This is a genomic window from Burkholderia sp. KCJ3K979, assembly GCF_016759955.1.
In the GTDB taxonomy this organism is placed as follows: domain Bacteria; phylum Pseudomonadota; class Gammaproteobacteria; order Burkholderiales; family Burkholderiaceae; genus Burkholderia; species Burkholderia orbicola.
Map to the genome: position 1 here is coordinate 1 of NZ_JACFYV010000240.1, position 9,622 is coordinate 9,622.

Annotated in this window: 10 protein-coding genes; 5 read left to right on the forward strand and 5 right to left on the reverse strand. The window is 66.5% G+C overall.

From position 1 onward, the window contains the following. The first annotated feature begins 178 nt into the window (after positions 1-178). Complete coding sequence (gene lpxO / locus H3O04_RS30730) at positions 179-1,078, forward strand: lipid A hydroxylase LpxO (RefSeq protein ID WP_105798244.1); 900 nt, start codon at positions 179-181, stop codon at positions 1,076-1,078. A 157-nt stretch (positions 1,079-1,235) separates the two neighbouring features. Further along, the gene (locus H3O04_RS30735; protein WP_202589110.1) at positions 1,236-2,054 is read left to right on the forward strand and encodes an extensin; all 819 of its coding nucleotides are present in this window, start codon (positions 1,236-1,238) and stop codon (positions 2,052-2,054) included. 95 nt (positions 2,055-2,149) lie between these two features. Here H3O04_RS30735 and ahpF read toward each other — a convergent pair whose 3' ends face one another. From ahpF to H3O04_RS30755, 4 genes are all read right to left on the reverse strand, one after another. Further along, on the reverse strand, positions 2,150-3,751 hold the full coding sequence (ahpF, locus tag H3O04_RS30740; protein WP_023476512.1) for an alkyl hydroperoxide reductase subunit F: 1,602 nt from the start codon (positions 3,749-3,751) through the stop codon (positions 2,150-2,152). Positions 3,752-3,874: 123 nt separating this feature from the next. Continuing rightward, a complete protein-coding gene (gene ahpC, locus H3O04_RS30745) occupies positions 3,875-4,438 on the reverse strand; it encodes an alkyl hydroperoxide reductase subunit C (protein ID WP_202589111.1) in 564 nt (187 codons plus the stop codon). 173 nt (positions 4,439-4,611) lie between these two features. Continuing rightward, positions 4,612-4,821: a CopG family ribbon-helix-helix protein gene (locus H3O04_RS30750; protein WP_043887649.1), complete on the reverse strand. Its 210-nt coding sequence runs from the start codon at positions 4,819-4,821 to the stop codon at positions 4,612-4,614. Positions 4,822-4,936: 115 nt separating this feature from the next. Further along, a complete protein-coding gene (locus tag H3O04_RS30755) occupies positions 4,937-5,833 on the reverse strand; it encodes a LysR substrate-binding domain-containing protein (protein WP_023476510.1) in 897 nt (298 codons plus the stop codon). Between the two features lie 178 nt (positions 5,834-6,011). Between H3O04_RS30755 and H3O04_RS30760 the strand changes: the two genes are divergently transcribed. The 3 genes from H3O04_RS30760 to H3O04_RS30770 all read left to right on the forward strand — a co-directional run bounded on the left by H3O04_RS30760 (position 6,012) and on the right by H3O04_RS30770 (position 9,025). Beyond that, positions 6,012-7,178 carry a branched-chain amino acid ABC transporter substrate-binding protein gene (locus H3O04_RS30760; RefSeq protein ID WP_124591565.1) on the forward strand — a complete coding sequence of 389 codons (1,167 nt, stop codon included), beginning with the start codon at positions 6,012-6,014 and terminating at the stop codon, positions 7,176-7,178. A gap of 73 nt (positions 7,179-7,251) precedes the next feature. After that, complete coding sequence (locus tag H3O04_RS30765) at positions 7,252-7,776, forward strand: L-2-amino-thiazoline-4-carboxylic acid hydrolase (RefSeq protein ID WP_023476508.1); 525 nt, start codon at positions 7,252-7,254, stop codon at positions 7,774-7,776. Continuing rightward, on the forward strand, positions 7,769-9,025 hold the full coding sequence (locus tag H3O04_RS30770) for a Zn-dependent hydrolase (RefSeq protein WP_077179680.1): 1,257 nt from the start codon (positions 7,769-7,771) through the stop codon (positions 9,023-9,025). Before H3O04_RS30765 ends, H3O04_RS30770 begins: the two co-directional genes overlap by 8 nt. 33 nt (positions 9,026-9,058) lie before the next feature. Here H3O04_RS30770 and H3O04_RS30775 read toward each other — a convergent pair. Then, on the reverse strand, positions 9,059-9,622 hold a 564-nt coding region (locus H3O04_RS30775; protein ID WP_202589112.1), incomplete at its 5' end, for a c-type cytochrome.

The window sequence follows — 9,622 nt, forward strand, 5'->3', positions numbered from 1 at the left end:
GCCGCACGCACGTCGGATCGCTCGAAAAGCCCGTATACACGGGCTTTTTTGCATTTCGGCACGGATCGCCCCCCGTCTCGCCACATCGTGACGACGCCTGCCGCACGACCTGCGCGTCGATGCAGGAAATTTTCCCCGTCTCTAGAATTTCCTCAAAAGAACCACGGGGGAAATATCGATGCGCTGGGTCCTGTTGATCGTGTTCATTGCGTGTGTCGTGTACACGCATCGGCGCGGCAAGGTTCGGCACCGGTTGTTCAGGCAACTATCCGACCACTCGACCTTTACCGCACCGCTGAACTGCTTTTCGTATGCGTTCTCGTCGGTGCCGACCACGCCGTTTCTCGACACGGAGCACTTTCCGGAACTCGCGGTGCTGCAGCGCGAATGGCGCACGTTCCGCCGCGAAGCGCTTGCGTTGCGCGACGCGAGCCGGATCAAGGCGTCGGGCGAGTACAACGACATCGGCTTCAATTCGTTCTTTCGCCACGGCTGGAAGCGTTTCTACCTGAAGTGGTACGACGCGCCGCATCCGTCCGCGCAGGCGTTGTGTCCGCGCTCGGTCGAGATCCTGTCGCGGATTCCGTCGATCAAGGCGGCGATGTTCGCGCAGTTGCCGCCGGGCGGGACACTCGGGCTGCATCGCGATCCGTATGCGGGCTCGCTGCGCTACCACCTCGGGCTCGACACGCCGAACGACGACGCGTGCCGGATCGTCGTCGACGGCGAGTCGTACGCATGGCGCGACGGCGAGGCCGTGATGTTCGACGAGACGTACCTGCACTGGGCCGAAAACCGCACCGCGCACGATCGCGTGATCCTGTTCTGCGACATCGATCGCCCGATGAAATATCGCTGGGCGCAGCGTGTCAACGATGCGTTCGGACAACTGCTGATGCGCGCGGCCGCGTCGCCGAACGAAACGGGCGATCGCACGGGCGGGCTCAATCGTGCGTTCCGGTACCTGTATGCGATTCGCCGCGCGGGCAAGCGCTTGAAGGCGTGGAATCGCACCGTGTACTACATCGTCAAGTGGCTGCTGTTCGGCGGGATTGCGGTCGCGATCTTCTGCATCTGACGGGCGAGGGCGGGCGGTTTTTTCCGTCTGACGATAGTACGGCGCGGCGCCGATGGCCGTGCGCCGTCATCAATGCAACCAAATGTATTCGTACGAGATCAACGCGCATTGGCCGCGTATGATGGCTTGTTCACGTCGATATGATCGGTGAGCAAGCATGACGAGTACCCGTAAAACCATCATGATCGCCGGCGGGCTGCTGGTAGCCGCGGCCGGCACCGCGTACGTGATGCTGCTGCGCGCGGACCACCGTGCGATCGAAGACGCCGGCATCGGCGATTCGGCCGCGCCCGTTGCCGCGGCGCCTGCAGGCAACGATCACGCGGTACAGGGTGCGATCGCGCCGCCGGCACCGGCCGCCGCGACGGCGCCGAAGCAGGCGGCTGCCGCGCCGCCTCCCGCACCAACCGCATCCACGTCCGCGCCGGTCGCACCCGCGCGCGTCGACGCCGCGCCTGCACCGGTGCCGGTCGTCAGCGACAAGCCGCAACCGGTGACGAAACCGGCCGCACCGCCGCCGAAGGTCAACGTCGTGACGGTGAACCCGGAGGATTCGACCCCGCCGGCGCCGGCCCAGACTGCGACTGTTCAACCCACCCAATCGGTCCAACCCGCTCGGTCGGCTGCGCCCGCACAGAGCACGCAGCGAGCACAGGTCACGCAACGCGCGCCGCGCAAGCGCGACGGCCTCGAACGCCACGCCGCCGCCGCGCCGCCGGCCGCGATGAAATCCGAAACGCCGGAGACGGCCGCGCTCGTCAGGGAATCGGCGAAGCTCGACCCGTCGTTGCCGCCGCCGTCGATGTCGTCGATCTCCTCGATGCCGGCGAGCACCGGTTCGTACCGGCAGGGCGGTTCGTCGTCCGGCGCGAATCCGGTGGCGGCCGCGATGACCGAGCAACTGGTCAGGCAGTCGAGCAGTTTCAAGTCGACGGCGCCCGTGCCGGCGGACGGCGGCACGACCGCGACCAAGTAACCGCGAATGTATTCGGCATAAAAAGGGCCCCGCACGCCGACCAAAGCATGCGGGGCCAAGAGAGACAAACTATGATGCCGGTGCGTTGACGTCCGTCAGGCGGCGACCGCTTCTTCGGCCTGCGGCTGCGCAGTGGCCGCCGGCGCCGCCACGTCCTGCCGGATCAGGTAATCGAACGCGCCGAGCGACGCCTTCGCCCCTTCGCCGACCGCGATCACGATCTGCTTGAACGGCACCGTCGTTACGTCGCCGGCCGCGAACACGCCCGGCACCGACGTTGCGCCGCGTGCATCGACGACGATCTCGCCGTGCTTCGACAGTTCGACCGTGCCTTTCAGCCATTCGGTGTTCGGCACGAGGCCGATCTGCACGAACACACCTTCGAGGTCGACGCGCTTCGTTTCGCCGGAACGCAGATCCTTGTAGACGAGCCCGTTCAGCTTGCTGCCGTCGCCGGTCAGTTCGGTCGTCTGCGCCTGCGTGACGATCGTCACGTTCGGCAGGCTGCGCAGCTTGCGTTGCAGCACTTCGTCCGCGCGCAGTTGCGCGCCGTATTCGATCAGCGTGACTTCCTTCACGATGCCGGCGAGGTCGATCGCGGCCTCGACGCCCGAGTTGCCGCCGCCGACCACCGCGACACGCTTGCCCTTGAACAGCGGGCCGTCGCAGTGCGGGCAGTACGCGACGCCGCGGTTGCGGTATTCGCGCTCGCCCGGCACGTTGATTTCGCGCCAGCGTGCACCGGTCGCGAGGACGATCGTCTTCGCCTTCAGCACCGCGCCGTTCGCGAGGCGGATCTGGTGCACGTCGCCCGGAATCAGCGCGTCGGCGCGCTGCACGTCCATGATGTCGACGTCGTACTGCTTCACGTGCTGCTCGAGTGCGGTCGCGAACTTCGGCCCTTCGGTTTCCTGAACCGACACGAAGTTCTCGATCGCCATCGTGTCCAGCACCTGGCCGCCGAAACGCTCGGCCACGACACCCGTCGCGATGCCCTTGCGTGCCGAGTAGATCGCGGCAGCCGCGCCCGCGGGGCCGCCGCCGACGATCAGCGTGTCGAACACCGGCTTGTTTTCGAGCGACTTCGCCGCGCGTTCGCCGGCGCCCGTATCGAGCTTTGCGAGGATTTCCTTCACGCTGCTGCGGCCCTGGCCGAACGATGCGCCGTTCAGGAACATCGTCGGCACGGCCATGATCTGGCGCGACTCGACTTCATCCTGAAACAGCGCGCCGTCGATCGCGACGTGGCGGATGCGCGGGTTGATCAGCGACATCACGTTCAGCGCCTGCACGACTTCCGGGCAGTTCTGGCACGACAGCGAGAAAAACGTTTCGAATGCGTAGTCGCCGTCGAGTGCGCGAATCTGTTCGATCACGTCGTGGTCGAGCTTGATCGGATGGCCGCCCGTCTGCAGCAGCGCGAGCACGAGCGACGTGAATTCATGGCCCATCGGGATGCCGGCGAAGCGGATGCCGGCCGGCTTGCCGGGCTCGCCGATCGAGAACGACGGCTTGCGCTCGGCGTCGTCGCGGCGTTCGGTTACGGTCACGCGATCCGTCAGCGACGCAATCTCGTTCAGCAGCGCCAGCAGTTCCTGCGATTTCGCGCTGTCGTCGAGCGAGGCGACGAGTTCGATCGGGCGCGTGATCTTTTCGAGGTACGCTTTGAGTTGGTTCTTGAGATTGGCGTCGAGCATGGCGTTTCGGATTCCGTATTGATGATGCTGGTCGGGCACGTCGTGCCGGAGGAGGGCGCGGGCCGCGCGAGGCGGCCCGTGGCGAGGCTTGTCGCGCGCCCCGTGCGAGGCGCGCGGCGACCCTTAGATCTTGCCGATCAGGTCGAGCGACGGGGTCAGCGTTTCCGCACCCGGCGTCCACTTGGCCGGGCACACTTCGCCCGGGTGCGCGGCGATGTATTGCGCGGCCTGGACCTTGCGCAGCAGTTCGCCTGCGTCGCGGCCGATGCCGTTGTCATGGATTTCGCACAGCTTGATCTCGCCTTCCGGGTTGACCACGAACGTGCCGCGCAGCGCCATCCCTTCTTCCTCGATCAGCACGTCGAAGTTGCGCGACAGCGTGAGCGTCGGGTCGCCGACCAGCGGGTACTTGATCTTGGCGATCGTGTCCGACGTGTCGTGCCATGCCTTGTGCGTGAAGTGCGTGTCGGTCGACACGCCGTAGATTTCGACACCCAGCTTCTGGAATTCCGCGTAACGGTCGGCGAGGTCGCCCAGTTCCGTCGGGCAGACGAACGTGAAGTCGGCCGGGTAGAACACGACGACGGACCACTTGCCCTTGAAGTTCTCTTCCGACACGGGCACGAATTCGCCATTGTGGTAAGCGGTTGCCTTGAACGGCTTGATTTGGGTGTTGATGATCGGCATCTGGACAATTCCTTTTCGTCAGTGGTGAGTGGAGTGTTGCCAGTATCCGGGTTCACCCTGAGCTTGTGAAATTGCTTGTTTCAATCCGAGGCATCGGGATTTTCTATCTGCTTCCGGCCCTTGATTGGCGGGGGCCGAAGGCAATTCGGGCGGGGCAGAGGCTGTACATGCCTTCACCATTCCGAACGCAGGTCCTCCTGGCTGGCAATCTCGCGCCCCTTCCATAGACCGAACACATTGTTGACAAGTGTGTGCTCGTGTCGCGCGATATAGGCATCGATTGCGTCGCCGATGATTTCGGCGCGGGGGCGGTCCCTGGCCCCTGCGATGATGCTCAGCGCGGCATGCTGGTCATCCGACAGGTCGACCGGGATCGTATGCATTGCAACCCCCATGACTTGACGCATCCATCATCGACATGCGACCGCGCAAATGCAAGATCGCCGCTTGTCCGAAGCGAATGCCGATTCCCGGTTCGGCAGGCGGGGCACACCCCGCTCAAATCCCCGCCATCTCCCGCAACCATTCCGCCAGCCGTCGCGCCCCGTCCGGCATGTCCGCGTCCTCGCGCGTGCACAGGTAGTAATCGCGCCCGTCGTCCAGCGCGTGATCGAACAGTTGCACCAGCTCGCCGTTCGCCAGTTCGCGCTGGACCAGCGGCGCGCGCAGCAGCGCGGCGCCGAGATCGGCGCGGGCGGCGCTCAGCGTGAGCTGGCCGTCCTCGAACATCGGCCCCACCGCGTGCGATACGTGCCTTACGCCGGCGCCCTGCAGCCAGTTGACCCACGTGCTGCGATCCTCGTCATGCACGAGCGGCGCGCGGGCGAGATCGGCCGGCGTGCGGAACGGCCCGTGACGCTTCAGGAACGACGGGCTGCACATCGGCACCATCGCGCCCGGCAGCAGCCGCTCGCAGCGGTAGCCGGGCCAGTCGCCGGTGCCGAAGCGGATCGACAGATCCGACGCATCGCTTCGGTAGTTGCGGTGATGTGCGTACAGCACCGTGACGTCGACATCGGTGTTGTCGGCCAGGAACGCATGCAGCCGCGGAACGAACCAGCCGATGCCGAGCAGCGGAATCAGGCTGACGGTGATCTGGCGCAGCGACGAACGATCGCGCACGAAGCGCGTGGCGCTGCGCAGCACCGAGAACGCCGCGCTGATCGACCGGTAGTAGTCGCGTCCCTCGTCGGTGAGCGCGAGTAGCCGGCCTTCGCGTACCGTCAATGGCGTCTGGATGAACGCCTCGAGCAGTTGCAGCTGATGGCTGACCGCCGACGGCGTGATGTCGAGTTCGCCCGCCGCCGCGGTGACCGAGCCGAGACGCGCGAATGCTTCGAATGCACGCACCGCGCGCAGCGGCGGATCGTGCGGCAACTGTTCGATATTTTTCATGTATCGAATTTTATCGAAAAGTCAGGGTAAGCGACAACATAAAAATACCCTTTATTTACAGCGATGTACGCTAATGTGTCGGGAACGGCATAAGCATCCAATAATTGGGTATTTGGGGTTTGAGTGTCGAATATTTAATATTTTTCATGTTTTTGATCCGACTGACCGGTCCCCGCACATGAAAATCGCTTTCTTTTCCGCCCATCTCGCCTTCTCCGCGGCCGCCCTGGTCGCCACCGTTCCCGCGTTCGCGCAGTCCGCTCCGCAGACGGTCCTGATCGGTCTCGCCGCGCCGCTCACGGGCCCGTCCGCGCGGATCGGCAAGGACTTGCAGAACGGCGCGCAACTCGCGATCGACGACGCGAACGCGAAGCATCCGACCATCGGCGGCAAGCCGGTCGTCTACAAGCTCGTCGCGGCCGACGATCAGTCCGACCCGCGCACGGCCGTCGCGGTCGCGCAGCAACTCGTCGACCAGCACGTGATTGGCGTCGTCGGTCACTGGAACACGGGCTGCAGCGTGCCGGCGTCGCGCGTGTACCGCGATGCGGGCATTCCACAGATCGCGCCGGCCTCCACCGGTCATCAATACACGCAGCAGGGCTACGCGACGGCGTTCCGCATCATGGGTCACGACGATGCAGGCGGACACTTCACCGGCGCGTACGCGGTGAAGACGCTGAAGGCGAAGCGCATCGCGGTGCTCGACGATCGCACGTCGTTCGGCGCGGGGCTGGCCGACCAGTTCATCAAGGGCGTGCAGGCGAACGGCGGCACGATCGTCGATCGTCAGTACGTGAACGACAAGACGACCGACTTCAGCGGCGTGCTGACCGCGATCAAGGGCAAGCGCGCGGATCTCGTGTTCTTCGGCGGCCTCGACGCGCAGGCCGCGCCGATCGCGCGCCGGATGCGCCAGCTCGGCGTGAACGCGCCGCTGCTCGGTGCGGGCGGCTTCGTGAGTCAGACCTTTCTGTCGCTCGCCGGCAAGGACGGCGACGGCGTGACGGCGCTCGAACCGGGCCTGCCGCTCGACCGGATGCCGGGCGGCAACGCGTTCGACACGCAATACCAGGCACGCTTTCACGCGCCGATCGAACTGCATGCGCCGTTCGCGTACGACGCGGCCGCCACGCTGATCGCGGCCGCGCAGAAGGCCGGCACGACCCAGCCGGCGAAACTGGTCGCGGCCGTTCGTGCGATCGAGCGGCCCGGCGTGACCGGGCGCATCGCGTTCGACGCCGAAGGCAACCTGAAGGACCCGGCCTTCACGATCTACCAGGTGCGCGGCGGCAAGTGGGCCGTCGTCGACGTGCTCGGCGGCTCGCGCACCGCGGCCAAGTAACGACAAAACGACAAAACGACAAAACGACAAAACGACAAAACGACAAAACGACAAAAAAACCAGGACGATCCCCATGACAGAAGCGCACCCGACATCCGCCGCCGCACCCGAGGACACACGCCTCGGGATCCTCGCGCGGCGCCGCATCGAAGCGGAAATCATCAAGCCGATCTACGAGATCATGAAGCGCGAGTTCGGCGTCGAGCGCGCGCAGGCCGTGATCGCGGAAGCCGTGCGTGGCGCGGCCGTCGACGCGGGCCGGACCTTCGCCGCGCAGGAGCCGGACGGCACGAGCGTGAAGTCGTTCATCGCACTGCAGGTGCTGTGGGAGAAGGACGATGCGCTCGACGTTGAGGTGCGGCGCGCGGACGACGCGCACTACGACTACGACGTGCATCGCTGCAGCTACGCGGAGATGTATCACGCGATGGGGCTCGGCGAGATCGGCCACCTGCTGAGCTGCGCGCGCGACAGCTATTTCATCCAGGGCTATGCGCCGGACATCGCGCTCACGCGCACCAGCACGATCATGCAGGGCGGCAAGCGCTGCGATTTCCGCTATGCACTGCAACGCGCGCCGGAGAACGGCGATGCGTAACGATGCCGATACCGCGCGCATGCCGCGCGTCGACGGCGACCGCCTGTGGGCGTCGCTCGAACGGATGGCGCAGATCGGTGCGACGCCGAAGGGCGGCGTGTGCCGTCTTGCGCTGACCGATCTCGACCGCGAGTCGCGCGACCTGTTCGTGCAGTGGGCGCGCGACGCCGGCTGCACGGTGCGCGTCGACCGGATGGGCAACGTGTTCGCGCGCCGCGCAGGCCGCAATCCGGACGCCGCACCGGTGATGACGGGCTCGCACGCCGATTCGCAACCCACCGGTGGCCGCTACGACGGCATTTACGGCGTGCTCGGCGGGCTCGAAGTCGTGCGCGCGCTGAACGACGCGGGCATCGAGACCGAACGCCCGGTCGACGTCGTGATCTGGACCAACGAGGAAGGCTCGCGCTTCGCGCCGGCGATGGTGTCGGCCGGCGTGTTCTCGGGCGTCTATACGCTCGAATACGGGTTGTCGCGCAGCGACGGCGCGGGCCGGACGATCGGCGAGGAGCTCGAACGGATCGGCTACGCAGGCACGGATCCGGTTGGCGGCTATCCGGTGCACGCGGCGTACGAACTGCATATCGAGCAGGGCGCGATTCTGGAACGGGCCGGCAAGACGATCGGCGTCGTGACGGCCGGGCAGGGGCAGCGCTGGTACGAGGTGACGCTCACCGGGGTCGACGCGCATGCCGGTACGACGCCGATGGCGTTCCGTCGCGACGCGCTGGTTGGCGCGGCACGGATGATCTCGTTCATCGAGGTGCTCGGCCGCCGCTACGCACCGGATGCGCGCGCGACGGTCGGGATGATCGAGGCGCGGCCGAATTCGCGCAACACGGTGCCGGGCGGCTGCTTCTTCACGGTGGAATTCCGTCACCCCGACGATGCGGTCCTCGATGAACTGGACGCGGCGCTGCGCGCGGAACTCGCGCGCCTGGCCGACGAAACCGGCCTCGGCGCGCGGATCGAGCAGATCTTCACGTATGCGCCGGTGCCGTTCGCGCCACGCTGCATCGATACGGTGCGTGACGCGGCGCGCTCGCTCGGACTGTCGCACATGGACATCGTGTCCGGCGCGGGCCATGACGCGTGCTATGTCGCGCGTGTCGCGCCGACCGGCATGATCTTCGTGCCGTGCGTCGACGGGCTGAGCCACAACGAGGCCGAAGCGATTACGCCGGAATGGGCGACGGCCGGCGCCGACGTGCTGTTGCGCGCGGTGTTGCAGAGCGCGCAGGAAGCGTAAGCGCGACGGGTGCGGCCGGATGGATGGCGCGCGTTATCTTGCCGCCTTGCGCCGCGCCATGTACGCGAGATACGCGACGATCTGGTCGAGTTCGCGATCACTCAGTTGATCGGGCGGAAACGCCGGCATGCTGCGGCCCGGCCAGTCGCGCACCGACGCCGGATTGCGGATGTAGCGGCGCAGCGCGGCGGGCTGGAAGTAGTCGACCGGGTTCATCGGCGTGCTCAGGTCGGGGCCGGCGTGGCTGCTGCCCGCGCCGTCGATGCGGTGGCACGCGAGACATTGCGTGACGAACAGGCGCTGGCCCGCGCGGGCCGGGTCGTCCGCGGGCAACGCGGTGTCGACCGCGAGCGACGGCCAGCGCGCGAGCGGCGACGATTCGATCGTGATGCGCACGATCTGGTACGGCCACTGCTCGCCGCGCACCGACGACGCGTCCGGCCCGAGCCAGACGAGATAGAACGGCCCCGCGCTGACTTGCTTGCCGGGCAGCTTCGGCCATGGATGGGCCGGGTCCTCGATCGCGAGCCACGGGATCGCGCCGGCCGGCGCGCGGCGGCGCACGAGATCGAGCGGCAGTTGCGCGGCGAAACCGTC

Coding starts and splice junctions, on each gene's coding strand:
- lpxO (WP_105798244.1), top strand. CDS start 179: ATGCGCTGGGTCCTGTTGATCGTGTTCATTGCGTGTGTCGTGTACACG.
- H3O04_RS30735 (WP_202589110.1), top strand. CDS start 1,236: ATGACGAGTACCCGTAAAACCATCATGATCGCCGGCGGGCTGCTGGTA.
- ahpF (WP_023476512.1), bottom strand. CDS start 3,751: ATGCTCGACGCCAATCTCAAGAACCAACTCAAAGCGTACCTCGAAAAG.
- ahpC (WP_202589111.1), bottom strand. CDS start 4,438: ATGCCGATCATCAACACCCAAATCAAGCCGTTCAAGGCAACCGCTTAC.
- H3O04_RS30750 (WP_043887649.1), bottom strand. CDS start 4,821: ATGCATACGATCCCGGTCGACCTGTCGGATGACCAGCATGCCGCGCTG.
- H3O04_RS30755 (WP_023476510.1), bottom strand. CDS start 5,833: ATGAAAAATATCGAACAGTTGCCGCACGATCCGCCGCTGCGCGCGGTG.
- H3O04_RS30760 (WP_124591565.1), top strand. CDS start 6,012: ATGAAAATCGCTTTCTTTTCCGCCCATCTCGCCTTCTCCGCGGCCGCC.
- H3O04_RS30765 (WP_023476508.1), top strand. CDS start 7,252: ATGACAGAAGCGCACCCGACATCCGCCGCCGCACCCGAGGACACACGC.
- H3O04_RS30770 (WP_077179680.1), top strand. CDS start 7,769: ATGCGTAACGATGCCGATACCGCGCGCATGCCGCGCGTCGACGGCGAC.